20 protein-coding genes, 1 tRNA gene and 2 pseudogenes are annotated in these 24,342 nt (G+C 67.0%); 12 read left to right on the forward strand and 11 right to left on the reverse strand.

Annotated features, from left to right (window positions below):
• The first annotated feature begins 386 nt into the window (after window positions 1-386).
• Window positions 387-944 carry a YbhB/YbcL family Raf kinase inhibitor-like protein gene (locus tag QZY48_RS02600; RefSeq protein ID WP_295427325.1) on the forward strand — a complete coding sequence of 186 codons (558 nt, stop codon included), beginning with the start codon at window positions 387-389 and terminating at the stop codon, window positions 942-944.
• Window positions 945-1,133: 189 nt separating this feature from the next.
• Here QZY48_RS02600 and QZY48_RS02605 read toward each other — a convergent pair whose 3' ends face one another.
• Window positions 1,134-1,619, reverse strand: coding sequence for an Hsp20 family protein (locus tag QZY48_RS02605; RefSeq protein ID WP_295427327.1), 486 nt, complete (start codon window positions 1,617-1,619; stop codon window positions 1,134-1,136).
• A gap of 518 nt (window positions 1,620-2,137) precedes the next feature.
• On the opposite strand from QZY48_RS02605, the pseudogene QZY48_RS02610 reads away from it, so the two are divergent.
• The 5 genes and pseudogenes from QZY48_RS02610 to guaA all read left to right on the forward strand — a co-directional run.
• Window positions 2,138-3,187 (forward strand): annotated as a pseudogene (locus QZY48_RS02610) (IMP dehydrogenase); the annotation flags it as partial.
• A 981-nt stretch (window positions 3,188-4,168) separates the two neighbouring features.
• Window positions 4,169-4,735: pseudogene (locus QZY48_RS02615) on the forward strand (IMP dehydrogenase); the annotation flags it as partial.
• A gap of 68 nt (window positions 4,736-4,803) precedes the next feature.
• Window positions 4,804-5,112, forward strand: a complete 309-nt coding sequence (locus QZY48_RS02620; RefSeq protein ID WP_295427329.1) for a hypothetical protein — start codon at window positions 4,804-4,806, stop codon at window positions 5,110-5,112.
• Window positions 5,102-5,635, forward strand: a complete 534-nt coding sequence (locus tag QZY48_RS02625) for a hypothetical protein (RefSeq protein WP_295427331.1) — start codon at window positions 5,102-5,104, stop codon at window positions 5,633-5,635. The genes QZY48_RS02620 and QZY48_RS02625 overlap by 11 nt, the downstream gene beginning before the upstream one ends.
• Window positions 5,636-5,743: 108 nt before the next feature.
• Window positions 5,744-7,342: a glutamine-hydrolyzing GMP synthase gene (guaA, locus tag QZY48_RS02630; protein WP_295427333.1), complete on the forward strand. Its 1,599-nt coding sequence runs from the start codon at window positions 5,744-5,746 to the stop codon at window positions 7,340-7,342.
• A 63-nt stretch (window positions 7,343-7,405) separates the two neighbouring features.
• Here the strand turns inward: guaA and QZY48_RS02635 are convergent, their stop codons facing one another.
• Both QZY48_RS02635 and QZY48_RS02640 read right to left on the reverse strand, forming a co-directional pair.
• Complete coding sequence (locus tag QZY48_RS02635) at window positions 7,406-8,659, reverse strand: tetratricopeptide repeat protein (protein ID WP_295427335.1); 1,254 nt, start codon at window positions 8,657-8,659, stop codon at window positions 7,406-7,408.
• Window positions 8,623-9,843, reverse strand: coding sequence for a hypothetical protein (locus QZY48_RS02640; RefSeq protein ID WP_295427336.1), 1,221 nt, complete (start codon window positions 9,841-9,843; stop codon window positions 8,623-8,625). The genes QZY48_RS02635 and QZY48_RS02640 overlap by 37 nt, the downstream gene beginning before the upstream one ends.
• A 245-nt stretch (window positions 9,844-10,088) precedes the next feature.
• Here QZY48_RS02640 and tadA point away from each other — a divergent pair, with 245 nt between their 5' ends.
• The 3 genes from tadA to QZY48_RS02655 all read left to right on the forward strand — a co-directional run bounded on the left by tadA (window position 10,089) and on the right by QZY48_RS02655 (window position 11,253).
• Window positions 10,089-10,589, forward strand: coding sequence for a tRNA adenosine(34) deaminase TadA (gene tadA / locus QZY48_RS02645; RefSeq protein ID WP_295427340.1), 501 nt, complete (start codon window positions 10,089-10,091; stop codon window positions 10,587-10,589).
• A 152-nt stretch (window positions 10,590-10,741) separates the two neighbouring features.
• Window positions 10,742-10,817, forward strand: a tRNA-Gly gene (locus QZY48_RS02650).
• A 61-nt stretch (window positions 10,818-10,878) separates the two neighbouring features.
• Window positions 10,879-11,253 carry a Rap1a/Tai family immunity protein gene (locus QZY48_RS02655; RefSeq protein ID WP_295427343.1) on the forward strand — a complete coding sequence of 125 codons (375 nt, stop codon included), beginning with the start codon at window positions 10,879-10,881 and terminating at the stop codon, window positions 11,251-11,253.
• 278 nt (window positions 11,254-11,531) lie between these two features.
• On the opposite strand, the gene QZY48_RS02660 is transcribed toward QZY48_RS02655, so the two are convergent.
• A complete protein-coding gene (locus tag QZY48_RS02660) occupies window positions 11,532-12,707 on the reverse strand; it encodes a peptidylprolyl isomerase (protein WP_295427345.1) in 1,176 nt (391 codons plus the stop codon).
• 267 nt (window positions 12,708-12,974) lie between these two features.
• Here QZY48_RS02660 and QZY48_RS02665 point away from each other — a divergent pair, with 267 nt between their 5' ends.
• From QZY48_RS02665 to QZY48_RS02675, 3 genes are all read left to right on the forward strand, one after another.
• Window positions 12,975-13,301, forward strand: coding sequence for a hypothetical protein (locus QZY48_RS02665; protein ID WP_295427348.1), 327 nt, complete (start codon window positions 12,975-12,977; stop codon window positions 13,299-13,301).
• Between the two features lie 144 nt (window positions 13,302-13,445).
• Window positions 13,446-14,729 carry a PD-(D/E)XK nuclease family protein gene (locus QZY48_RS02670; RefSeq protein ID WP_295427350.1) on the forward strand — a complete coding sequence of 428 codons (1,284 nt, stop codon included), beginning with the start codon at window positions 13,446-13,448 and terminating at the stop codon, window positions 14,727-14,729.
• Between the two features lie 73 nt (window positions 14,730-14,802).
• Window positions 14,803-15,558, forward strand: coding sequence for a hypothetical protein (locus QZY48_RS02675; protein WP_295427352.1), 756 nt, complete (start codon window positions 14,803-14,805; stop codon window positions 15,556-15,558).
• 62 nt (window positions 15,559-15,620) lie between these two features.
• On the opposite strand, the gene QZY48_RS02680 is transcribed toward QZY48_RS02675, so the two are convergent.
• The 7 genes from QZY48_RS02680 to QZY48_RS02710 form a co-directional block, all read right to left on the reverse strand.
• Entirely contained in the window at window positions 15,621-16,163 is a 543-nt protein-coding gene (locus QZY48_RS02680) for a hypothetical protein (RefSeq protein ID WP_295427354.1), read from the reverse strand.
• 373 nt (window positions 16,164-16,536) lie between these two features.
• A complete protein-coding gene (locus QZY48_RS02685; protein WP_295427356.1) occupies window positions 16,537-16,932 on the reverse strand; it encodes a septal ring lytic transglycosylase RlpA family protein in 396 nt (131 codons plus the stop codon).
• 389 nt (window positions 16,933-17,321) lie between these two features.
• A complete protein-coding gene (gene menC, locus QZY48_RS02690) occupies window positions 17,322-18,383 on the reverse strand; it encodes an o-succinylbenzoate synthase (RefSeq protein WP_295427359.1) in 1,062 nt (353 codons plus the stop codon).
• A gap of 16 nt (window positions 18,384-18,399) precedes the next feature.
• A complete protein-coding gene (gene menA, locus QZY48_RS02695) occupies window positions 18,400-19,350 on the reverse strand; it encodes a 1,4-dihydroxy-2-naphthoate octaprenyltransferase (protein WP_295427362.1) in 951 nt (316 codons plus the stop codon).
• Between the two features lie 216 nt (window positions 19,351-19,566).
• Window positions 19,567-20,412 (reverse strand): 1,4-dihydroxy-2-naphthoyl-CoA synthase, encoded by an 846-nt coding sequence (gene menB, locus QZY48_RS02700; RefSeq protein WP_295427364.1) that lies wholly within the window; start codon window positions 20,410-20,412, stop codon window positions 19,567-19,569.
• Window positions 20,413-20,929: 517 nt separating this feature from the next.
• Complete coding sequence (menD, locus tag QZY48_RS02705; RefSeq protein ID WP_295427366.1) at window positions 20,930-22,702, reverse strand: 2-succinyl-5-enolpyruvyl-6-hydroxy-3-cyclohexene-1-carboxylic-acid synthase; 1,773 nt, start codon at window positions 22,700-22,702, stop codon at window positions 20,930-20,932.
• Window positions 22,699-24,111 (reverse strand): isochorismate synthase MenF, encoded by a 1,413-nt coding sequence (locus QZY48_RS02710; protein ID WP_295427369.1) that lies wholly within the window; start codon window positions 24,109-24,111, stop codon window positions 22,699-22,701. Before QZY48_RS02710 ends, menD begins: the two co-directional genes overlap by 4 nt.
• Between the last annotated feature and the right edge of the window lie 231 nt (window positions 24,112-24,342).

Here is a 24,342-nt window from a genome sequence, read left to right on the forward strand (position 1 = left end):
ACCCCAGTGCGGCGCGGCCTGCGCTCAACCCACACCGGTGGGGTTGTCTGCGAGATCGCGCCGCACTGGGGTGCGGCGCTCCCAGGTCGGGCCGGAGCCGTAGGATGGGCAAAGCCCGCGCGCGACGGTCCGGACCTGTCGCGGCGTTGATCGGGCGTGCCCATCCGGGCCGCGTCGCGGGTTGGAGGATGGGCACGCTGCGCTTTGCCCATCCTACAGGCGACGCTTGAGCCGACCCAGATCAGTTTTGATCGCATCCGCCGCGGCGGACTCCGCTGCCGCGTTCCCGGCGCGGCCGGTCGCGGCTGAAGCCGCTCCCACGGGGTACAATCGGCCCGGTTTCGCCGTGCCCGCTCACCCTCTCGTCACGACAACGGAGATTCACCATGCGCAAGATTCCGCTCCTGCTGAGCCTGCTGGCCGCCGCGTCAGGCGCCGACGCCGGCACCTTTACGCTGACCAGTGCGCAGATCGCGCCCAACGCCACGATCGCTAAGGCGCAGGTCTACAACGGCTTCGGGTGCACCGGCGACAATGTGTCACCGGCCCTGAGCTGGCAGGACCCGCCGGCGGGCACCAAGGGCTTCGCGCTCCTGGTGCATGACCCGGACGCCCCGACCGGGGGGAGCGGCTGGTGGCACTGGGTGCTGATCGACATCCCGGCCACGGTCGATGCGCTCCCCGTCGGCACCGGGGCCAGCGACGGCTCCAAGATGATCGCGGGCGTGCGCCAGATCACGACCGATTTCGGCAGCGCGGGCTGGGGCGGCCCCTGTCCGCCCGTCGGTGATAAACCCCATCGGTACAACTTCACCCTGCACGCGCTCGATGTGCCCAAGCTCGAGGTCCCGCCGGGGGCCAGCGCGGCGCTGGTCGGCTATCTGGTCAACGCTCACAGTCTGGGCAAGGCGAGCCTGACCGGGCTTTACGGGCGCGAGCAGTAGGGGACGGTTCAACCGGCCTGGGAGCGCCGCACCCCAGTGCGGCGCGATCTTGCGGATAACCCCGGCGGTGCGGATTGACCAGGCCTAAATGGCAGTGAGGCATCAGCGGGGGGGGCAACACCACGACGCAAAAAGGCCGGGCTTGCGCCCGGCCTTCGTCTTACCCGTCCCTAGGGTTGGCCGCCCCGATCAGGCAGCGGCCCGCAGCTCGGCGGGGGCGATCAGCGGCTCCCGGGTCTGGTCCTGAACCTGGGCGGCGCGGATCTCGATCTTGCGCGGCTTCATGGCCTCCGGGATTTCGCGCCGCAGTTCGACGTGGAGCAGCCCGTTGGCGAGTTGCGCATCCACCACCCGGACATAGTCCGCGAGTTGGAACTTGCGCTCGAAGCTGCGGTTGGCGATCCCGCGGTAGAGCAGGCGGGTGCCCTGCTGGTCCTCGTCCTCGGTGCGATTACCGGAGACGGTCAGGATGTTTTCCTTGGCCTCGATGGTCAGGTCCTGTTCCGCGAAGCCCGCGACCGCCATGGTGATGCGGTAGTCGTTCTCGCCGCTCGCCTCGACGTTGTAGGGCGGATAGCCGCCGGGCTCGGTGCGATAGGCGCTCTCCAGCGCGTTGGAAAGCCGGTCGTAGCCGATCATGGACCGGAGCAGGGGAGAAAAGTCGATGTTCGTCATGGTCATATCCTCAGGTTGAGCAATATGGTCTGGCGCGTTCTTACGAACCGCTGAACCCGCGGGCCTCGGTTGAGCGCCCGCGTTATGTAAAGTAGAGCCCGGACCCCGCACGTCAAGAGGGGGCGCGAAAAATATTATGTGAAGTCGTCCCGGTCCGACGCGACGCTTTCGATTGAGGCGTTTGTCGTCGGGTGCGATCAGAACTGATGGGTTAACGCACATGTCGTAGGGTACGCGATGCGTGCCCGACAGCTACTGGACGTTCTCACGGACCGGGCGTCGTTGTCGTTGTCGTTGTCGTTGTCGTAATCGTAGTCGGATTATTCGATTACGACAACGACAACGACAACGACGCCCGGTCCGTGAGAACGTCCGGCAGCTTTACCATACGAAATGTGCGTTAACACATCAGTTCCGATCGCACCCGGGCCGCGCGGGGAAGTTTACTCAACCAGTCGGTAAATATATACTAGCAGGTTATTTTCCCGGGGTAGCCGCCCCTTCGGAGTGCCTGAGCCATGCGCCTGATCCAGGAAGCACTGACCTTCGACGACGTCCTGCTCGTCCCCGCCCATTCCCGGGTGTTGCCCCATGAGGTCAGCTTCCAGACCAAGCTGACCCGCGCCATCGTGCTGCGGATCCCGCTGGTCTCGGCCGCCATGGACACGGTGACCGAGTCGCGCCTGGCGATCGCCATGGCGCTCGAGGGCGGCATCGGCATCATCCACAAGAACATGAGCCTGGAGCGCCAGGCGCGGGAGGTGCTGTCGGTCAAGAAGTACGAGAGCGGCATCATCCGCGACCCCATCACCGTGTCGCCTGACGTGACGGTGGGCGAGGTCCTGCGCCAGACCCGGGCGCACAACATCTCCGGTGTCCCGGTCACCGAGCACGGCAAGCTGGTCGGTATCGTCACCGGCCGCGACCTCCGCTTCGAGACCCGCATGGACGAGCCGGTCTCCGCCATCATGACCCCGAAGGAACGCCTGGTGACGGTCAAGGAGGGGGCGAGCCGGGAGGAGGTGGTGCGCCTCCTGCACCAGCATCGCATCGAGAAGGTGCTGGTGGTCAACGACCGCTTCGAGCTGCGCGGCCTCATCACCGTGAAGGATATCCAGAAGGCCAAGGACTTCCCCAAGGCGTCGCGTGACCACCACGAGCGCCTGCGCTGCGGGGCGGCGGTAAGCGTCGGCCGGGGTACGGACGAGCGGGTCGCCGCCCTGGTGGAGGCCGGGGTGGACGTGATCGTGGTCGACACCGCCCACGGCCACGCCCAGGGCGTCCTGGACCGGGTCGCCTGGGTCAAGCAGAACTTCCCGGCAGTCCAGGTCGTCGGCGGCAACATCGCCACCGCGGACGCCGCCCGGGCGCTCGCCGAGGCCGGGGCGGATGCGGTGAAGGTCGGGATCGGGCCTGGCTGTTTCGCGGCCGGTACACGCATTCTGATGGCTGATGCCAGCTACCGGAACATTGAGGATGTCCGCCCCGGTGATCGGGTGATCAATCGGGATGGGCAACCGGTGACCGTCGTGAAGGCCTGGTGCACGGGGGTGCGCGAGGTCATGCAAATCCGCCACACCGCCTCACTCTGGGGCACGCTGGCCACCCCTGACCATCGCTATCTCATGGGCGATCTCGCCACGACCAGCGCGGCGACGGTGACATCGAAAGGCTACGCCAACGTGTTGGACAGGCCTACGCGACAGGGTGCCTCGAAAATCGGCTGGAGCGCTATCGGCGAAGTCGAACGCGGCACCTGCCTGTTTCCGCGCCAGGTCGCGTTCGAGCTGCCCGAGCGTATCGACATCGACCTGACCGGGTTCGCCATTCGCAAGGACCTGCAGTTGGCCCGCTATCACACGGCCATCCGTGATTCCTATGCGCTCGGCTATCTCTTTGGAACCTTTCTCGGCGATGGCCATGCCTTCATCGCCGCGTCCAGAAATTCCGAAATTGGTCGGGTCTCCTGGTATTTTGGCGAGCATGAACAAGCCATCGCGACCAAACTGATCCAGTGTGTCCAGGAGGTCACGGGTGTCGCACCGGTACAGACCCCTGGACCTGCGATCATCAACGTCCATTTCTATTCGCTCCAGTGGGCGCGTTTACTGGCGCGGTTCGGCAAGCGCCATGACAAGCAATTGCCGCCCGATCTGCTGTGCGCCAATCCCGACTATCTGCAAGGGCTGTTCGATGGGCTGCTGGACAGCGACGGCTATATCGGTGCGGATGGGCGGACCTGTTTCGGTAATACCTCGCGGTCGCTGGTCGAACTCTTCAGCCTGCTCTGTCTGCGCCTCAAGGGCAGCTTGCCGAATTGCCATGTCGAACCAGCATCCGCCGGTGGGCTGGCAGGTACCTGCGACGCGAACTGCCGTGACTCTTACCGTGCCCGCCTGAATGTTTCGCATGAAAAGCGGTTGGTCAAGGACTATCAGGTACTGAAACTCCTTGATCGGCAGCCGCTGCATCTGGCGCTGCCTGTCTACGACATCGAGGTCGATTGCCCGACCCACAGTTTCATCGCCGACAATGCGATCGTGCACAACTCGATCTGTACCACCCGCATCGTTGCCGGGGTGGGTGTGCCCCAGATTACCGCCGTCGCGAACGTCACCGAGGCCCTGGAGGGCACCGGTATCCCGGTGATCGCCGACGGCGGCCTGCGCTATTCCGGCGATGTCGCCAAGGTGATCGCGGCCGGCGCCCACAGCGTGATGATCGGCGGCCTCTTCGCCGGCACCGACGAGGCCCCGGGCGAGGTCGAGATCTACCAGGGCCGCTCCTACAAGTCGTACCGCGGCATGGGCTCCCTGGGGGCCATGGGCGCCAAGGAGGGGTCCAGCGACCGCTATTTCCAGGAGGACTCGGAGAAGGACAAGCTGGTCCCCGAGGGCATCGAGGGGCGGGTCCCCTACAAGGGCAGCGTGCTCAACGTCATCCACCAGTTGGTCGGCGGTCTGGGGTCAGGCATGGGTTATACCGGCTGCGCCACCATCGAGGAGATGCGCACCAAGCCGCAGTTCGTGCGGGTGAGCAGCGCGGGGATGCGCGAGTCACATGTGCATGATGTGCAGATTACCAAGGAAGCGCCGAACTATCGAATTGATAACTAGCATACCCGAACAGCGACGAGATCTCGTCGTTGCGGGGCCGCTGAACGCAAATCTTGAGGAGACAAGCCATGACGACTTTTCACTTTGAGGGATCGGACTGTTCGCCGGCGCTCGCCGGTGGCTATCTTTCGGTGCTCAAGGACGGCAAAGAGATTTTCATTGCTGCTGTTCCATCGCTGGTGCCATGTTTCGACCGCTATCGCGACAGCGTTTCCGAGAACGATGAGATTTTTGAAGACGAAGAAGGCAACGAGATTGCCGTCACAGTCCAGTCGTCGAGTGTCGGAGTGGATTGGAAAATCGATGTAAACCAAAGCGAAGGAGCGGAAAGCCTCAAAGGCCGACTGGATGCGAGGTTCCAGCCCAATGAGCGATAGCGTGGCAGCGGTGAGCAGATATTTCCAGGATTTCGTCTCTCAGGCCGATGTGGTCACCAGTCGGCCGCGCGACCCGTTTATCAACCGCTTGTATTTTACTCACGCCATCACCCTGATGGAGAAATACCTAAGCGACCTGCTGATTGCGGAGATCCGCTCGAACCCCTCCGCCCTCAGGCGGCTTGCCGACACTCCAAGATTCCATCGGCAGTGTCTGCCGATCCCCAAGGCCCTCAATATTTCGATTGGCGAGTTCATTGTGCATGCCATGCAAAACGAGGTGTGGCACCGCGTCAACGACGTCAAGGTATTCTATCGTGCCGCATTAAAGGTAGAGTTCCACGTCCCGATCGCTCTGCGCGACGCGATCGACAAACGACACCACATCACCCACCGAAATGGTACCGACCTTCAAGGAAATGCGGTCGCCGTCACGGATGACGAACTCCTCGGTCTTTACTGCGAACTGACACGGTTTCTCAAGGATATCGATGGCAAATACATGCTGGCAAGAGGAACGTAGCCGCAACCGCGTGGCTGGACTGGGTTGGCACGAGCGAAAGCGAAGGGCCACTACACCGCCGACCTGCGACAAACACCCTGAAAGCGCCCCCGGGCAGAAGAACCCCTCATGCCTCATCTCGATACCAACATCCACGCCGACCGCATCCTGATCCTGGACTTCGGTTCCCAATACAGCCAGCTCATCGCCCGGCGGGTGCGTGAGGCGGGGGTCTATTGCGAGCTTCATCCCTGGGACATCGCGCCCGCGGCCATCCGCGCCTTCGCCCCCAAGGGCGTGATCCTCTCCGGCGGTCCGGAATCGGTCCATGAGGCCGAGACACCGCGGGCCGATCCGCTGGTCTTCGCGCTGGGCGTACCGGTGCTCGGCATCTGCTACGGACTCCAGACCATGACCGCCCAACTCGGCGGCCAGGTCGCCCCGGCCGAGCACCGCGAGTATGGCTATGCCCAGGTGCGCGCACGCGGACACTCCCGCCTGCTGGACGCCATCGAGGACCATTTGAGCCCCGAGGGCTACGGTCTGTTGGATGTCTGGATGAGCCACGGCGACCGGGTGGAGTCCCTGCCGGCCGGCTTCAGCGTCATCGCCGAGACCCCGAACGCCCCGCTGGCGGGCATTGCGGACGAGGCCCGCGGCTTCTACGGGCTCCAGTTCCACCCGGAGGTGACCCATACCCGCCAGGGCGGGCGCATCCTGGAGCGCTTCGTCCACGCGATCTGCGGCTGCGACCGCCTCTGGACCCCGGACAACATCATTGCCGACAGTATCGCGGCCGTGCGCGCCCAGGTCGGCGGGGACCAGGTGCTGCTCGGGCTCTCGGGCGGGGTCGACTCCAGCGTGGTCGCCGCCCTGCTGCACCGCGCCATCGGCGACCAGCTCACCTGTGTCTTCGTCGACAACGGCCTGCTGCGGCTGGGGGAGGGCGACCAGGTCATGGCCACCTTCGCCCGCCACCTGGGGGTCAAGGTCATCCGGGTGGACGCCGCCGATCGGTTCCTCGATGCACTTAAGGGCGTGATGGACCCGGAGCGCAAGCGCAAGGTCATCGGCAACACCTTCATCGAGGTCTTCGACGACGAGGCGACCCGCATCACCGAGGTCCGCTGGCTGGCCCAGGGCACCATCTATCCCGACGTGATCGAGTCGGCCGGGGCCCGCAAGGGGGCAGGACCGGGGAAGGCGAAGGTCATCAAGTCGCACCACAATGTCGGCGGCCTGCCGGACCACATGAACCTCAAGCTGGTCGAGCCCCTGCGCGAACTCTTCAAGGACGAGGTACGGCGCATCGGCGTCGAACTGGGCCTCCCGGTGGAGATGGTCTACCGCCACCCCTTCCCCGGACCGGGCCTGGGGGTGCGCATCCTGGGCGAGGTCCGCCGCGACTATGCCGAGACGCTGCGCCGCGCCGACCACATCTATATCGAGGAACTGTATCGGGCCGACCTCTACGACAAGGTCTCCCAGGCCTTCGCCGTGTTCCTGCCGGTGCGCTCGGTCGGCGTGGTCGGGGACAACCGCCAATACGCCCATGTCATCGCCCTGCGCGCGGTGGAGACCATCGACTTCATGACCGCACGCTGGGCGCACCTGCCCTACGAGTTCCTGGATCTGGTCTGCCGGCGCATCGTCAACGAGGTCCCCGGTGTCTCGCGCGTCGTCTATGACATCACCGGCAAGCCGCCGGGTACTATCGAGTGGGAATGATCCACCCGCTCCCACGCACGCCTGTCATCCAGCAATTGCCGATTCCAGGGCCATCGTCCGGGCTCAGGGCCCGGCGCCCCCCGCCGGCTTGGCCGGGGCGCGCCGCGCAAAGCCCTCGCGCATCCGCGCCAGCGCGGCGCGGCACGCCTTGACCTGCCAACCCTTGGCGATGAACAGCTCGAAATCGGCGACCGGGCCCCGCGCCAAGGCCGCGGCGTCCGGGATCTGTGCGATGGACGCGTCGTAGTAGGGCCGCGCGGCGGCCGGGTCGCCCGCCAGCAGATAGGTGTGCCCGAGGTTGATGGTCCAATTCACATCGGTCGGGGCCAGGCGGTGCGCCTGCTCGGCGGGCGCCCGGGCCTCGGCGAAGCGGCCGAGCCGGATCAGGGCCCAGCCCAGGGCGCCCTGTCCGTCGGCCGCGTCCGGCGTCAGCTTGGCTGCCTCGCGGTAGTCGTCCGTCGCGAGGTCCAGGTGCCCCTGGGCGTCATGGACCTCGCCGCGCAGCTTGAGCGCGGCGGCGGTTTCGGTCGCCCGCCGCGGGTTCGACGGATCGGCGTCCGCCAGGCGTCGGGCGATGCTGACGCACTTGTCCGCGGCCTCCAGGGCCTCCGCGGTCTCCCCGGCGGCGAGTCTGACACCGCCGATCCTGAAGTAGCTGGCCAACAGATCGTGCTGCCACTCGCCGTTGCCCGGGTCGGCGGCGGCCAGACGCTCGCGGATGGCGAGTGCCTGCCGGTATGCCTCGCGGGCGGCGGCGGTGTCGCCCAGGGCGAGGGCGAGGTCGCCGAGCTTCTCGTGGCTGACGGACAGGTCGCGCTGCCACTCGCGGTTGCCCGGGTCGGCAGCGGCACGCCCCCGCGTGATCTCCAGTAACCGCTGCATGGTCTCCTTGGCCCGCCCGGTGTCGCCGAGCTGCATCCAGGCGTCGGCCGCGCGCTGGAGGTTCGCGATCCGATGGTCCTGGGTCCTGGCATCGGCCGGGTCCAGCGCGAGGAGCCGGTCGAGCAACTCCACGTTGTTCTGAATCAGTTCGCCCAGGACCTGGCTGGTCCCGGCGACCTTCGCCAGCTTGTCCACCGTCTCATAGGTGCGCTGGGCGATGGCGTCCAGCGCGACCAGCCGCTGCCGCTCGGCCAGGGCCTCGGCCCGGCTCGCCCACCAGGCCGCGCCGAGTGAGGCGAGCGTCAGGAGCAGCAGGCCGGCCAGGGCCCCGCCGCGCAGCAGCCGTTCCCGTCCCGCCAGCCGGCGCGCCGCCCGGTAGAAGCGGCCCTGCAAGGGGCTCAGCGCCGCCCCCTCGCGCCCGGCATAGCGGCGCACAGGTCCAGGTCCGGCCGGCGCCACAGGAGGCCCGCGGCCGCGCCCTGTTGCTCCCAGTGCCTGGCCGCGGCGTCCAGCCGGGCGAGCAGGCGCAGGTCGTCACGGTCGGCGGCGAGCCAGTCGCGCAGGGCGCCCCAGTGGGCGATCAGCGCGTCGTGGGTGATCTCGACCTGTTCGCGTCCTTGCGCATCGCGCCCGAAGGCGAGGAAGCGGGCGTCGGGCGCGGCGAAGCGGCGCAGGATGGCGAGCAGCGCGGGGCGCGACTCGCCCTCGACGAGCAGGTCGTCGATCGCCACCCGGCGGCGGGTGTCGGGTCCGCCCTCGCCGAGTTGGACCAGCCGCAGCAGGCAGCGCCGGGCGGTGCGCCGCGCGTCCGGGGTCAGCCCGTCATAGACTTGCTGGGCGCGCCCGGCGAGGGCCCCGCCGACCCCGTTGCAGGAACGCAGTGTCTCCTCCGGCGGGCGCCCGGCCGCGAGCCCGCGCCAGACCTCGCTCAGTGCGTATTGCAGCAGCGGCAGGGCGCCCTCGCGGCCGAGGCTCTGCGCGAGGAGCAAATCGACGACGGCCTGGTCCAGCGGCTGGCCGGCCAGGCGCGCCGGCTCGGCGATGGCCAGGCGCAGCCCGGGCTCGTCCAGGGCCGGCACCAGGTGGCCCTGGCGGGTGAGCAGCGCGTTGAAGGCGGGGAAGCACTGGGTCTCGCCCAGGAAGTCGCTGCGCAGGGTGAGCAGCAGCGCGAGCCGGGGCGCCGGGTCCGTGACCGCGGCCAGGGCGTGGCGGGCCAGGGCCTGCGCGAGGGCGTCCAGCGGGCGATGGGTGGGCGTGAGCGTGAGCAGCCGGCAGGGCAGGCGCGACTTGATCAGGGGCAGCAGGCCGGCGCGGGCCACCGAGGACTTGCCCGAGCCCGAGGGGCCGACCAGCGCGAGCAGGCGGGCCGGACCCGCGGCCAGCGCGAGGAAGGCGGGCAGGAGTTCCCGCTCCAGCAGGGCCGCGCGGCCGAAGAAGCGCCCCGCGTCCTTTTCCTCGATGACGATGACCTCCAGTGCCCGGCGGGCCCGCACCAGCGCGGCGACCAGGTCGAGACTGTTGAGTGCGGCACCCAGTTCCTCTTCCAATGCCAAGGCCCGGCCGCGCAGTCGGTCGTAGTAGGCCAGGAGTTCCTGTCGCTCGTGCTGCCAGTCCGCCATCGTCGGGATACCCTATATGCTCATGCAGGCCGCGTTTTCCCCGGCATTTTTAGCATAAAAACGGTGTTGGTGTCGGCGCCGCCGCGCCACGGTTCAGGGCGAACGCGTTAGACTAGGCCGGTTACGCCGCGCCGGGCTGAGGGGCTGAGCGTGGCGTCGGCCTCGACCATCGTCCCGGGGGGTGGCGCATCGCCCCGGGCGCTTTTTTAGGCTTTTATTGCAGCGCTAGCGGGATGGCCGGGATCATGTGCGAGGCCGCATCGCCGATACCATCGGCCGAGGACATCCACTGGATGCAAGAGGCCCTGGCGCTCGCCGGGCGGGCCGCGGGGCAGGGCGAGGTCCCGGTCGGCGCCGTGCTGGTCCTCGCCGGCGCCCGCATCGGCGAGGGCTGGAACTGCCCCATCGGCGCCGCCGACCCCACGGCCCATGCCGAGATCCAGGCCCTGCGCGACGCCGCCCGGCGCAGCGGCAACTACCGGCTCCCCGGCTCCACCCTCTATGTGACACTGGAGCCCTGCGTCATGTGCGCCGGGGCCATCATCCACGCCCGGGTCGAGCGGGTCGTCTACGGCGCTCCGGACCCCAAGGCCGGCGCCTGCGGCAGCGTCTTCGACCTGCTGCCCGCCGACGCCCGCTTCAATCACCGCACGCGTTGTTCAGGCGGCGTGCTCGCGGACGCCTGCGGCGAAACCCTGCGCGCTTTTTTCCGTGCGCGGCGCCAGGATGCTGGGGGGCGCCGGTGAAACCCGCCTGGACCGCGCGGGCTGCAATCTCGATCCTGCGAAAAATGATCGTGGATGCACTAAACTACAAGCGAAAAGGACACTTCGCCGTGGCGGTGGGCACTTCGGACTTGACAGCTTCAGCCAAACTCGTACAATAGTTGGCTTCCAAAGCGGGAATAGCTCAGTTGGTAGAGCACAACCTTGCCAAGGTTGGGGTCGCGAGTTCGAGTCTCGTTTCCCGCTCCAAATCGATCAGGGTCGCTCATCGAGCGGCCCTTTTTTTTTGCGCGGCGCACAGTGACTGACGATGAATGCGATTGAACGGGCCGCGACTGGGCTGGGCTTAGGCCTCCTGCTGGCGACCGCTCCCGGCGGCCCCTTCGCGGCCACCCCAACCGTCGCCCAGGTACTGGCCGCCTGCGCGCGAGGTGCGGCCAACGGCGACCGGGGTGTCGATGCGGCCATGTGCGAGTGGTACACCGCGCCCTGCGGCTGCAAGCCCGGGCAGGTCGACGGCTCCGTCTACCGCTGGTGCCTGCCCGTCGATGAATCGACGCCGACTACGGTGCGAAAGGTCATCGCCGAACTGCGCCGCGCGCCGGACCAGAGGGCTGCCATCGACCGGGTGGTCCCGGGTATCCTGGCGCGGCTCTATCCCTGCACGCCTGGCGGGCCGGAGTGATTTGCGCCCAACAGAAAGAGTATTCGGCCGCAAATGAACGCAAATAAGCGCAAATAAATCTGCTGGTTAGCATCGTCGTGGGCGTCATCCGAACGCTGAACATGCAGTGAAGGCCAAGTCTCTGATTATTTGCGTCAATTTGCGTTCATTTGCGGCCAAACTGCTTTTTCCGGGTTCACGGCCGTCGGGCTGACTGATCCCCAAAAAAAACACCCCCGCACGGCGCGCCAGTGCGGGGGCGTCTTGATCGCTTCAGCGAACGGCGACCGGTTGGTCGATCACTTCTCCTGCCCCGCAGGTACGATCGTGGCCGCCTTCTTCAATTCCGCGATCTTGGCTGCCATCCGCTTCTGGCCTTGCGTCTCGGTCAAATACTGCACGATCTTGGCCTGAACCTCGGCGAAGGGAACGGTCTGCGCCTCGGTCTTACCCGTCGACTTGATGATGTGATAGCCGAACTGGCTCTCGACCACCTCGCTCAGGTCGCCCGGCTTGAGTCCAAAGGCCGCATCCTCGAACGGCTTGACCATCTGGCCGCGACCGAACTCACCCAGGTCGCCACCCTGCTTGGCGCTGGTATCAGCGGACTCCTGCTTGGCCACCTCGGCAAAGTCGGCGCCGCCCTTTAACTTTGCCAGGAGCTCATCCGCCTTTTTCCTGGCCGCCTGCTTTTCCTCGTCCGTGGCCTTGGGTGCGAACTTGATGAGGATATGGCTGGCACGGACGGATTCCGGCTTCTTGAACTTGTCGAGGTTCTCGTCATAAAAGGCCTTGGCCTGCTCGGTGGTGACGGCAGGCTCCGCGGCGGATTGCTTCGCGATATAGGCGCCGATCACGACATCACGCTGCAGTAGGTCCTTCAACTCCTGCTCCGTGATCCCGTTTTTCTTGAGCGCCTTGGCAAGATCCTCCGGGTCGGGGAACTGCGCCTTCACCTCGTCGAACTTGGCCGCGACCTGCTTATCGAGGTCGGGAACCTCCTCCTTCTTGGCCGCCTGATACAGCACCTCCTCCGTGACCATCTGTTCCTGGGCGGCCTCTTCCATCTTTTTCTTCTGATCGGGATCGGTCGGCGCCGGCATCCGGTTCTGGGCCAGAAACGCCTGGGTGGCACGGTCCAGCTCGGCCCGGGTAATGGCCACGCCGTTGACCGTCACGACGACCGCCGTGGGCTGCGCGGCGGGGGCCGCCGCCGCGGCCGCGGCCGGGGCTCCTTGCGGGGGGGCGGCGTCGTCAGCTGCGGCGATTGCGGCGCCGTACAGGGCCGCCGTCACGGCGGTGAGGGCAAAAAATCCAGTGCTTATACGCATGTAGGCAGTCTGCTCGGTGAGTCGAAAGTGAAGCGACAACAATACCAATTTTCCGGAACGGCGGAAACCTGGATTTGGTTCCTGGACCTGCCAGCCGGCGAAATCCAGTGGCATAGCCTCCCTGTTCTCGTGCCACTGTTTCAACGGTCGCACGCCTGTGTCAGGCGCCGTGCGGCTCGGGCGCCGCGGGTCGAAATCCGGCCCAAGGCCCCTGATGTCGAGGCTTCAGCCGATGCGGTCGGTCGCCAGGCCGACCGTCCAGCCGTAGCGCGGCCCAACGCCCTTGACCCGAGCGTCCCCGACCTGATTGGTGGCAGCCCCCGCCGTCACGACTTGACGCGGTTGCGGGGAGGGGGAATACTGGACGCGGGGGACCGCCAATGATCAATCGTTTCGACTGAGCGCAACGCGATGCAATTCACCCTGCAAATTCCCGACGATCTTGCCGCCGAGGTGCGACCCCGCGAGAGGCGTCTGCCGCACATCCTGAGCCTTGGTGTGCGCGAGCTCGATGTGCAAGGGGCCGCGGGATTCGCGGGACTGGCGGCCGCGCTGGCGGCGGCGGGCGGAGCAGCGGTCGCTATCCTGAATCATGACGAACCGACGGCCTACCTGGTTCCCGCGGACACCTACGAGTGGCTGCTGGATCGGATCGAAGACGCGGATCTCGCGCAGACCGTTCGGGAGCGCCAGTCTCAACTCGATGAGGCGATCGAGGTTGATCTGGATCAACTCTGAGGGAGGTGCGCGAGCATGGCCTATCGGAAGCTCGGTACGCGTGTCTCGGATGAGCACTGAGCCGATAGCGCCGCGCGCGGGCCAATCATCGGCTGACTTCCGGGCGAAGAGACTGGCGTTACTTCCGATTATGGATCATGAAAAATGAACGTTCCAATGCTACTTGAAGATATGGTTGGGAAGATCGCTGCGGAGCGACAATCGAAACGAAAAAATATCGGCACGTTGTTGGGGAAGGTATTATTCGATGTCCGCACCCTGCGGAAAGCAAAGGAACTTTTTTCCGAGCAGCTTGCGCCGGATTTTCGCATCTTTGACTATCTCCGCAACAACGAGAATGGATTGTCGGATTGTTTTCGGGATCTTCTTGACCCGAAGGGCAAGCACGGTCAGGGTCGGCTCTTTCTTGATATCTTTCTGAAGCGAATCGGCGCCGCCGACTGGGCCGCAGGCGCGCAATGCCTAAGGCCCGAACGGGAAAAGCGAACGAACAAGAATCGCCGGATTGACGTCTATCTGAAATTTGACAGCGGCTTGATCGGTATAGAAAACAAGCCATGGGATCGTGATGGGCGTCGACAATTGTGGGACTACGCGAAGTGGCTGAGGCGCACCGCGCGACGTACATCCTGTCAACGTTGGCTCCTGGTCTATCTCAGCAACAGTGAACCGAATCCATGCAGCATTAGCCCAACGAGACGCGAGCAGCTTAAACAAGGCGGGCATTTCGTTCAAATGAACTACCACGAAGCGATTGAATGGCTGGAAGACGGCGCACTGCACACCAAGGCGCCGACCGTCCGCATCTTCGTCGATGAGCTGGTGAAATTCATCCGTACCAATGTAAGCGCGGAGCTTGACGTGAGCGAAGAACTCCAAATCAAAGAAACCCTTCTTGCCTCTCCAGAGAATCTGGAATCAGCCTTTCTGATTGCGCAATCTTTGGATGCAGTCAAGCGAGACCTTATCTCAAAATTGAAAACAGATATCGAGAGTGGAATAAAGCTGCCCTATACTCTCTTATGGGATAGATGCGACGGCTCAAGAGCAAATACCGGTTTTGGTATTCTCCTTGACGCGAAACATAACAAGACAATTTGCTTCGAGTTTGAAAGTGCCGGGTTTAACCGGTTCTTCTGGGGTATTTGTAGACGATCAAGGTCTGTGACAAAAAACCAACAACAATGGAGCGAGATTTACGAGATTATGAACAATGCCTTCGTCGATGCTCAGCAATCTGAGGCTTGGCCGTGGTGGGCGTGGCCGTCTCAAGTGGAGTTTGATCAAGACTTCCAAAATTGGTCGACGAGTTTTCAGCCTTGGCAGGCAATTCACGATGGTTCGCTTGGTAGGAAAATTATCGAGATAGTCGAAAGAGTTGGCAAGGCGTTTAGCGACCAGGGCCGGATGGGCGTGCTGATGCCATGATTATGTCGGATACCCGGGCGGGCCTTAGCCAGCGCTGGCATCGGTCCGCTAGAGCTACGAGCTATTTGCCTATATGACCGTCGCCGACATACTCATCAAGCAAGTACTCGCCGATACACCGATCCAGCTTCGCGAGGATGCCGCCCCCGCCGACCAAGCACCCGACGATCGACTTCTTACGCCGGGAATTTTCGTCGATGCGCCTAACCTTGATGCCTTCCGCGAACGCGCCCCCGACAGCAATGAATCATTTCCTGAGGTCTCAGCGGCCCTCTCGCTTCTCGGCACCTACCAGTGGATGGGCAGCCCCGGGATGATCACTCTCTACCGTGGGAATATCGAGGGGTACTGGAAGAGCCTGATCCGGCATGCCCAACGGCAGTTCCCCTTCGTCACCACCAAGGACGCCGAGCGCGTCCTGCAATTGCTGGTCTACTCCGTTTATCAGCACGAGCGCTTCCATTACGTTTGCGACTTCTGTCGGCGTCTGCTCGGCGGGTCATTCGACCGCTGGCACGAGGAGGCGCTGGCGGTGGCCTGGGAATGGCAGTGGCTGCGGTCGCAGGATCGCTGGAATTCATTTTACGGGCTGATGCACCCGACCTTGCGGCGGACCGTCGTTCAGGCCATGTTCGACCATCGCGCGCCTGGTTATCGCGACTGGCGGCAATTTCCCAGTCAGACGGCCTTTCATGATGCGGTCACCGCCTATCTTTACCCCGCCAGCGCGCAGACCTTCGCCGGAACGGCATTCAATTTTGCAGCCTGGGCGGTGGCCCATATACCGGATGATGCAAACCGGGCCTGGGATGAGCGGATTGGGTCCTGATGCGAAGCTGAGACGACATCAGCGGTATCCGTCGCCCTGCGCCTGGAATCGCGACGGTTTGATCAAGGGACAGAGACCAATCGCCATCTCGCCTCGATCTTGCGTAAAGAGAGTGACTGATCGTCGAGTAGTACATGCTTGAATAGCAGTTCGACATAGAACAGGGCCGTGACCATGCGCCCGACCATACGATGTGTCTCGGCGCGTTCGCGATCGGCATTGGGCAGGACCCAGGAAAACAGATTCACCCAATCCATGTTGCGCACGGCGCCGTGGATTTCAGACGATAGTGACAAGGCGGTCCGTTGCCATTCCTGGCCGCCGCCAAGATAATCCTCCCTGAGCTTTTCGAACTCGCTCAGAAATGCCTCGCGGGCCATGCCCAAACGCGCGCAGGCCACTTGCTCGCGCTCCTGCCACTGCGCCAGGGCACGTCGGGCTAAATCATCGAACTCCGCCGGCAGCGGCCGGACGGAGAAACGTTCCCGCAAATGGGCCAACTCGTCAGTCTGCCAGCGGACCAGGGTCCCCTCATCCGGGGCCGCACCTTGGACCACGCAAGCGCCCCAAAGCGCTTCTTCCAGTCGGTCTATCGGCGAGGTCATGTGGTCTCCCATCATCCTGTGTTCCGACGATCCTCGAGTATCGCAGAACGCGGCGAACTGGATCGGCCAGTCGTTGCTCTGGTCTGCTCTCTTGCGACACACCATGTCGCAATCGGCGAACCGGACAGGCTGGTCCCAGCGATGATGGAGCCTTTGTCCCATTGGCCGCGATCACTGGCAGCTTGTGCTGCGGTTGCGATCTTCCTGCATCCCGAGTGGCCGGGAGGGACGGGTGCGCCGCCGGCCCGCCGGAGGCCTAACCCGGTGCCCCGGTAGGCCCTGCTCATAACTCCGGCCACACCCTGCTGGACGGGAGGTTGCTGGTCCGCACAGCGGACCCTACGGGCGCGGGGCCGTGGGGTCTGCTGTGCGATCAGGTCCCGACCTCGCCGGACACCTTCAGGACTTCGAGTGTGACCCGGCTGACACCCTTGCTCACCAGGCCGATTTCGCTGGCGGCGGCGCGCGAGAGGTCGATGACGCGGCCCCTGGCGTAGGGTCCACGGTCGTTGATGCGCACTACCACACTGCGACCGCTGCGGGAGTCGGTCACCCGCACCCGGCTGCCGAGCGGCAGGGTCTTGTGGGCGGCGCTGAGTTCCCCCTTGTTGTAGCGGGCGCCGCTGGCGGTGCGTCGGCCGTTGAAGCGGTCGTGGTAGTAGGAGGCCATGCCCGCCTGGGCCTTGTCGGCGGGGCTGGCGGCCGAGGCTTCGGTGCCGATGAGGAGCAGGGCTGCGATCAGGGCGCTGGAGACCAGGGTCTTGTTCATAGAGATCAACCGTCGGTTGCGTGCCGGGTGCGGTGCCGATCCCTGAGGCCCAGGTCGGGGCAGAGGGGGTACCGCTGGCCGGTCGTTTACTGATGGCGGGGAGTTTAGGGGGAAACCCTAATGGGGTAAACCCTAACGCAGGTTTTTCTTATGAACACGGATCAGTCGGTAAGGGTTCACTGATGTGCCGATCGGGCGGTCGAAGCGGGTCGGAATCGCCGTGCCGGGGTCGCTCGGGGGCCTGAGCGGTCAGCGAGAAAATTTATACTTGTCGGTGCGGTGGCGCACTTTTATCAATAATCGCCTGAACTGGGGCGCGGGTCTCGAAGGCCCCCTGAATCGACCAAAGTGCGGGTGTCCGCGGGCACTGGGGCAGCGGTTATCGACTCCTACCGTTCGTCGGATGGCGCGAAACCGGACCCGGGTGAGTCGGGCAGGTGGAGGTATCCGTTGCAGAGCGGGGGCGGGGCGCCGAGGTCGTCGCGCAGCCAGTCGGCCGTGGCCAGTCCCTGGGGGATGGGGCTGCCGATGGCGGCGGCGAGTTGGGTGGTGGGCCAGAGACCCGCGGCGGACTCCACCAGGCTGGTGATGACGACCTCGATCCCGGCGCCCTGGAGCCGCCGGGCGAGCGAAAGGGTGCGGTGCAGACCGCCGATGGCCGCGGGCTTGAGGATGATTCGGCGCACCGGCAGCCGGGTCGGGTCGAGGGCGTCGGCGTGCGCCGCGACGGATTCATCCAGGGCCAGGGGGAAGGGGGCGATGGACTGGAGCGCGGCCAGGGTCGGCCAGTCGGGTGCGTGCAGGGGCTCCTCCAGTGATTCCACGGGCAGGTCGGCGAGGGCGCTGATGACCTGCCTGGCCGTGGCCGGGTCCCAGGCGCCGTTGGCGTCCAGACGCAGGCGCAGCCCCGGCGGCAGGGTGGCGGCGAGGTCGCGCAGGCGTTGCAGTTCCAGTGGCGGCGTCGTCATGCCGACCTTGAGTTTGACCACCCGAAAGCCCGCCCGGGCGGCGCGGGCGAGGTCGCCCGGGTGCGTCTCGATGAGCGGCCCCAGGGCGGCATTGACCGGGACCCGGTCGCGCGCCGACGCGGCGAGCCCGCGGCGCAGGCTGGTGCCCGCGAGGCGGCTCGCGAGGTCGCAGAGGGCGCACTCCAGGGCGAAATCAGCGGCCGGGGTGGGGCCGCGGGGGGCGCTGGCTAAGGCTGCGAGGGTCTCGTCCAGGTCCAGCGCCGCGGCGGCCAAGGCGCCGAGCCGGCGTTCGGCCATCTCCGGGCTCTCGGTGCCAGCGGCGGGCAGGGGGGCACAGTCACCATAGCCGCGCATCCCCTGGGCCTCTGCGATCACCAGCCAGCCGCACCGCGCCGAAAAGCCGCCGCGGGCGCTGGCCCAGGGGCGGGTCAGCGCGAGGCGGTAGGGAATCAGTTCGAGTTCCACCCGCCGCGAGGCCGTCATGCGGGCGCGGCGCCGCTCAGGTGCGGGCCCCCAGGGTGAAGCCGCCGATCAGGAGCAGGGTCAGCAGGGCCTGATACAGACCGGTCTGACCGAGCATAGTATTGAGCGCTGCGCCGCGGGCACCGCGATAGAGGCGGGCGATCAGCACCAGGGCCAGGGGCAGGGCGGCGAGACCGAGCCAGGTCGCCCCGGGGAGCCCGGCGCCCAGCACCAGGACCGGCGGCAGGAGCAGCAGCAGGGCATAGAGGATACGGGCCTGTTGGCGCCCCACCACCTGGCAGAGGGTGCGCCGTCCGGCCGCCCGGTCGGTCTCCAGGTCGCGATAGTTGTTGAGCAGCAGCACCGCCGCGGCCGGCAGGCCCAAGGCGAACCCGAGGAGCAGCGCCGGCCAGTTCAGGGTCAGGGTCTGGAGGTAGTAGCTGCCCGTCACCGAGGCGAGGCCGAAGAAGGCGAGCACATAGACCTCGCCGAAGGGGCCATAGGCGATCGGGCGCGGGCCGCTGGTATAGGCGTAACCGCTGACCAGCGAGGCGACCCCGATCGTGAAGATGGGCCAGCCGCCCCGCGCCACCAGGAACAGGCCGAGCAGGAAGGCGAGGCCAAAGGTCAGGTGCGCGGCGGTGCGGACCTGGCGGGCGCTGAACCACCCCTGGGCGGTGGCGCGGGGCGGGCCGACGCGCTCCGGGGTGTCGGTGCCGCGCTCGAAGTCCGCCGCGTCATTGTGCAGGTTGGTGCCGATCTGGATAGCCAGCGCGGCGGCCAGGGTGGTCAGCGCGACCAGCGGCGCCAGACGGCCGGTGTCCGCGACCCCCAGGGCGATGCCGCCCACGACCGGCGTGGCCGCCAGCAGCAGGGTCTTGGGGCGCGCCGCCGCGATCCAGCGACCGAGGGTCGACGGCGAAGCGCTGGTGCGGTGAGTCGGCTCCAGGGCGAGCGGTGCAGTGATGGTGTTCGGGTCTTGCGGCATATTCAGTCAGTGTGCAAAAGCGGCTGTCAAAGGTCATCCGAGGCAACAAAAACGTAAGGCGTGCGTGGGAGCGGCTTGCAGTCGCGCTACGAGGCTGCGGTAACCTGCGACGTTGCGGCAGTTTGCGAGGCCTCGTCGCGGCTGAAGCCGCTCCCACAGCGTCGCTGCGCGACCGTCACGAAGCCTCGACCTCCTGTCTGTCCGCGGCCGGAAGGGTCAAGGTCGCCGCGGAAACTTGCCGAAGTCCGGCGCCCGCCGCTCCAGGAAGGCATCGCGCCCCTCCTGCCCTTCGGCCGTCATATAGAAGAGGGCGGTGGCGTTCCCGGCCAGTTCCTGGATACCCGCGAGCCCGTCGGTGTCGGCGTTGAAGGCGGATTTCAGCATCCGCAGCGCCGTCGGCGACAACTCCAGCATGGTCCGGCACCAATCCAGCGTGACAGACTCCAGTTCGGCCAGCGGGACCACGGTGTTCACCAGGCCCATGCCCAAGGCCTCGGCGGCATCGTATTGGCGGCACAGGAACCAGATCTCCTTGGCCTTCTTGAGGCCCACGGTGCGGGCCATGAGGCCGGCGCCGAAGCCGCCGTCGAAGCTCCCCACCCGCGGCCCGGTCTGGCCGAAGCGGGCATTGTCCGCGGCGATGGTCAGGTCGCAGATCAGGTGCAGCACGTGCCCGCCGCCGATGGCGTAGCCCGCCACCATGGCCACCACCGGTTTGGGCAGGGTGCGGATCTGGCGTTGGAGCTCGAGCACGTTCAGGTGCTCGACCCCGGCGTCGTCACGGTAGCCCTCGTCGCCGCGGATGCGCTGATCGCCGCCGGAGCAGAAGGCCAGGTCACCGGCACCGGTGAGGATGATGACGCCCACCCCGCGGTCCAGGTGGGCGCGGTGGAAGGCGTCGATCAGCTCCTGCACCGTCTGCGGGCGGAAGGCGTTACGGACCTCCGGGCGGTTGATGGTGATCTTGGCCACGCCCGCGCAGTGCTGGTAGAGGATGTCCGCGTAGGTCGCTCCCGGCGGGGTCTCCCAGTCTGCGGTGGGCTGATCGGCGCGCTGCTGCATTCTCGTTGACTCCAGACTTCTGAGCGAAAAACGTCAAATCGGCATGGTGGTTAAGGCGCGCGGTACGGTGTCGCGGGGGTTGGCACTGCGGCAGTGCCCATGACGCATCGGTACCGGCGATGACCCCAACGGGGTCATACATACTAGCCCAGGGCAACGCCCTGGGATCCTGGGATTGAAGCTATCAGCCCTGAAAGGGCGTGACATAGCTATCTCGTTTCTCGGTCGACTCCTGATGTCACGCCCCTTCAGGGCTGGATCCCATTGAATCGCAAACCCAGGGCGCTGCCCTGGGCTGGTATGTCTCGCCCCTTCGGGGCTTGCGTCATTCGCCAAGCGGAAGGCTAACGGTCATGAGGGGTTGGCCGTCATCCCGGAACATGAAAGGTCCTCATGGGAGCGGTCTGCGGCCGCGATGCGGCGCCGGCGGCGAATGCTGATGCCGCGCTTCCACGCGGCCCGTCGCGGCTGAAGCCGCTCCCACAGTATCGCTGTGCGACGTTCACGGTCAGCCGTGCTAACCGATCAGGTGCGCCGCGGCGACGCGCTGCCGAAAGGCCAGATGGACCTCCCGGCTCTGGTCGGCGTCGATCATGACCTCGATGATGAGCCCAGGTCCGCCGGTGAGACCCTCGGCCAAGGCCTCCCGCCAGTCGGCGGACGCGGCGACCCGCCGGTGGCGCAGTCCGCAGGCGCCGGCCAGGGCGTCGAGGGCGACCGGGCGCGGGGTACGCCACAGGCGCTCGAAGTCCGGCAGGCCGTGCTGGGGCAGGTAGTCGAAGATCCGGCCGCCGCCATTATTGAGCACGATGCAGGGTCGGTCGAGCCGGGCGGCGAGCAGCAGACCGGAGAGGTCATGCAGGAACGACAGATCGCCGAGCAGGCCGGTGGTCGGCACCCCCCCGGCGTTGAGTCCGGCCAGGGTGGAGAGCTGACCATCGATGCCGCTGACTCCCCGGTTGCCGAAGACCATGAGCGGCGCCTCCCGGGTGCCGGACCAGGTCTCGAACTGGCGGATCGGCAGCGAGTTGGCGCACAGCAGGCCGTCACCCGTCGGCAGGGCGGCCACCAGGTCGCGCATCAGGTGGGCCTCGCACCAGGGGGCCGTCGCCAGATAGTCCGTGGTCAGGGCGGCGAGCCGCTCCTCGGCCTGGGTCCAGTGCCCGAGCCAGGCCGGGTCCGCGGGTGCGGGCGGGTCCGCGGCCAGGGCATTGCACAGGGCGCTGGGGTCGAGGGCGAGGTGCACAGACCCCTCCCGCGCCAGGTCGTGGGCCGGATCGGACCAGCGCTCGGCCGGGTCCACCAGGATGGTCGGGATGCCGGGCAGCCATTCGAGCACGGTCTTGGACACCGGCGCCCGGCCGTAGCGCAGCACCCAGTCGGGCCTCAAGACCGCCGCGGCGCCGGGGTTGCGGACCATCGACTTGTAACGGGTGATGCGGGGGGACGGCGCAAGCGAAAGGTCGACGCCGGGATCGGCGCCGAAGCGCAGCCCGGACAGGGGGTCGGCCAGGACCGGGACGCCGAGCGCGGCGCCAAGCCGCAAGACGGCCGCGGGGAAGCCGGGCCGCGGTGAATCGGGTCCGCAATAGATCAGGCCGCGGCCCCGCAGCCGTGCCTTGAGCCCCGGCGGCAGGGTGAGGGTCACCGTCGCGTCGTCCCCGGCCCCGTCGTCGGCCGACCGCGGGTCGGGGCCCGGCAGGGTGCAGTCGGTCCGCGGTACCAGGGGCTCTCGCAGTGGCAGGTTGATGTGTACCGGCCCCGGTCGACGGCCCTGGCTCACCGCGGCGGCGCGCCGCCCCAGCGCGTGCAGGGCGCGGCGGGCGGCGGCGGTGTCCACCGGCGCCCCGGGGTCATGGAACTCACGCACCTGGGCGCCGAAGAGCCGGGTCTGGTCGGTGGTCTGGTTGGCGCCCCAACCGCGCAGCTCCGGGGGGCGGTCGGCGGAGAGCAGGACGAGCGGCACCCCGGCCTCGCTGGCCTCCATCACCGCCGGGTACCAGTGGGCCGGGGCGCTGCCGGAGGTGGCCAGCAGCGCCACCGGCCGGGCGCCGGCGCGCGCCAGGCCCAGGGCATAGAAGGCGGCGCTGCGCTCGTCCAGGATCGGGGTCAGGGTGAGGGCCGGGCGCTGCTGGGCGGCCAGAATCACTGGGGTGGAGCGCGACCCGGGCGACAGGACCAGGTGGCGCACCCCGCCGGCCAGCAGTCCGTCGAGCAGCGCCAGGCACCAGCGCACGCCGACCCAGGCCGGGTCGCCGTCCGCGGCCAGCGGGGGGCTGGCCGCGCTCATGCGAACTGCAAGGCGGTGGCGACGGCGGCGAGCTTGTGTCCGGTTTCGCGCCACTCGGCCAGCGGGTCGGAGCCGCGCACGATGCCCGCGCCGGCGTAGAGCCGGGCCTCATCGCCGCTCACCTCGGCATAGCGCAGCAGCACCCAGAGGTCGGCGTTCAGCCGGCCGCTCGGGTCCGGCTCCAGGATCCCCGCGGCGCCGGTGTACCAGCCCCGCTCCAGGGGCTCGACCCGGTCCAGCCAGTCGCGGGCTGCGGCCTGGGGCTTGCCGTTGGTGGCCGGGGTCGGGTGCAGGCGGGCGGCGAGGGTGAACAGGTCGGTATCCTCGCGCAGCCGGCCGCTCAGGGGGCTCCACAGGTGCTGGGCATTGTGCAGTTGCATGACGCCCGGTGCCGCGGGGACGCTGACCTCGTCACAGCAGTCGTCCAACACGGCGCGCACCGCCTCCACCACCATGGCGTGCTCGCGCCGCTCCTTGTCCGAGGCGCGCAGGGCCGCGGTCAGGGCGGCATCCGCGGCGGCGCTCGCGGAGCGGGCGGCGGTGCCGGCGATGGCGTCCACCTCCACCTGCCGGCCGACAACGCGCACCAGGCGCTCCGGGGTGGCGGCCACGAAGCGGGTGCCGTGCCGGCGGATGCTGATGACCTGGCAGGCCGGAAACAGATAGGCCAGGGCGGCGAGGAGACGCCGCGGGTCGAATGACCGGCGTCCCTTGAGCCCGAGCCGGCGGCACAGGACCACCTTCTCCAAGGCACCACGGCGGATCTCCGCCAGCGCCTCCTGCACCAGCGCCTGCCAGTCGGTGAGTCCGGGCAGGCTGCCCAGCGCGGTCAGCGGGCTCGGGGTCAGCGGCTCGGGCAGCGGGGCGGCGAGTGCCGTCACCAACTGCGCCAGCCAGCCCCGCCAGCGTTCCTTTAAGATACCCGGGGCGACCGGCAGGGGCGTCGTCAACACCAGCGCCGACTGACCGGCGCGCGTGCACAGACCAAGTTCCGGCAGCCAGAGCAGGGCGTTGGGGAGTTCGGCCCCGGCCTGGGGCAGGCGCGCGGACCGGGCCGGGGACGGCGAGGCCGCGAAGCCCAACAGCGCGAAGCCGGCGAAACCGGTCTCGTCCGGGTCGTACTGGTGCCAGTGCCGACTCAGGGCCTGGGCCCGCTCGCGCAGCGTCTCCAGCCGCCCGGGTCCCTGGGCGGTCCACTGGGCCGCCACGCCGCAGCCCGCGCGCAGTTCACCCTGTTGGCCGTGGGTGAAGCTGAAGCCCGGGTGCCCCAGTTCCGGCGCCAGGGTGAGGGTCCGGGGCAGTTCGAGAATCAGGGAGGCGAAGCCGCCGGCCGTGGCGGTCGGCAGCAGGCCGATGGTCTCGTCGAGCCGGGCCTGCAATTGATCCAAGAGGGCAAGGGGTGCGAGCATCTGATGACCTGACTGGCGGAAGCCTGACACCGGCCGCGGGCCGCCGCGCCCGCGGTACCGCGGCCGGGGTAGCCGGCGCAGATCCTTGGGACACTGATCGGCGGCAGCGCGCCCGGTGTAACGGGTCGCAGTCTAACGCAACGTCAACCCCGGAAGACACCCGCAGCGCTGCCGAGGGTGCGATCAGAACTGATGTGGCGACCGAGATCCCGGGTACGCTGTCGTGGTGGG

This window comes from uncultured Thiodictyon sp., assembly GCF_903828115.1.
GTDB lineage: Bacteria > Pseudomonadota > Gammaproteobacteria > Chromatiales > Chromatiaceae > Thiodictyon.

Bases quoted from the DNA above. Each gene is read 5' to 3' on its own strand.
- QZY48_RS02600 (WP_295427325.1), top strand. From the start codon at position 387: ATGCGCAAGATTCCGCTCCTGCTGAGCCTGCTGGCCGCCGCGTCAGGC.
- QZY48_RS02605 (WP_295427327.1), bottom strand. From the start codon at position 1,619: ATGACGAACATCGACTTTTCTCCCCTGCTCCGGTCCATGATCGGCTAC.
- QZY48_RS02620 (WP_295427329.1), top strand. From the start codon at position 4,804: ATGACGACTTTTCACTTTGAGGGATCGGACTGTTCGCCGGCGCTCGCC.
- QZY48_RS02625 (WP_295427331.1), top strand. From the start codon at position 5,102: ATGAGCGATAGCGTGGCAGCGGTGAGCAGATATTTCCAGGATTTCGTC.
- guaA (WP_295427333.1), top strand. From the start codon at position 5,744: ATGCCTCATCTCGATACCAACATCCACGCCGACCGCATCCTGATCCTG.
- QZY48_RS02640 (WP_295427336.1), bottom strand. From the start codon at position 9,843: ATGGCGGACTGGCAGCACGAGCGACAGGAACTCCTGGCCTACTACGAC.
- tadA (WP_295427340.1), top strand. From the start codon at position 10,089: ATGTGCGAGGCCGCATCGCCGATACCATCGGCCGAGGACATCCACTGG.
- QZY48_RS02655 (WP_295427343.1), top strand. From the start codon at position 10,879: ATGAATGCGATTGAACGGGCCGCGACTGGGCTGGGCTTAGGCCTCCTG.
- QZY48_RS02665 (WP_295427348.1), top strand. From the start codon at position 12,975: ATGCAATTCACCCTGCAAATTCCCGACGATCTTGCCGCCGAGGTGCGA.
- QZY48_RS02670 (WP_295427350.1), top strand. From the start codon at position 13,446: ATGAACGTTCCAATGCTACTTGAAGATATGGTTGGGAAGATCGCTGCG.
- QZY48_RS02675 (WP_295427352.1), top strand. From the start codon at position 14,803: ATGACCGTCGCCGACATACTCATCAAGCAAGTACTCGCCGATACACCG.
- QZY48_RS02680 (WP_295427354.1), bottom strand. From the start codon at position 16,163: ATGACCTCGCCGATAGACCGACTGGAAGAAGCGCTTTGGGGCGCTTGC.
- QZY48_RS02685 (WP_295427356.1), bottom strand. From the start codon at position 16,932: ATGAACAAGACCCTGGTCTCCAGCGCCCTGATCGCAGCCCTGCTCCTC.
- menC (WP_295427359.1), bottom strand. From the start codon at position 18,383: ATGACGGCCTCGCGGCGGGTGGAACTCGAACTGATTCCCTACCGCCTC.
- menA (WP_295427362.1), bottom strand. From the start codon at position 19,350: ATGCCGCAAGACCCGAACACCATCACTGCACCGCTCGCCCTGGAGCCG.
- menB (WP_295427364.1), bottom strand. From the start codon at position 20,412: ATGCAGCAGCGCGCCGATCAGCCCACCGCAGACTGGGAGACCCCGCCG.
- menD (WP_295427366.1), bottom strand. From the start codon at position 22,702: ATGAGCGCGGCCAGCCCCCCGCTGGCCGCGGACGGCGACCCGGCCTGG.
- QZY48_RS02710 (WP_295427369.1), bottom strand. From the start codon at position 24,111: ATGCTCGCACCCCTTGCCCTCTTGGATCAATTGCAGGCCCGGCTCGAC.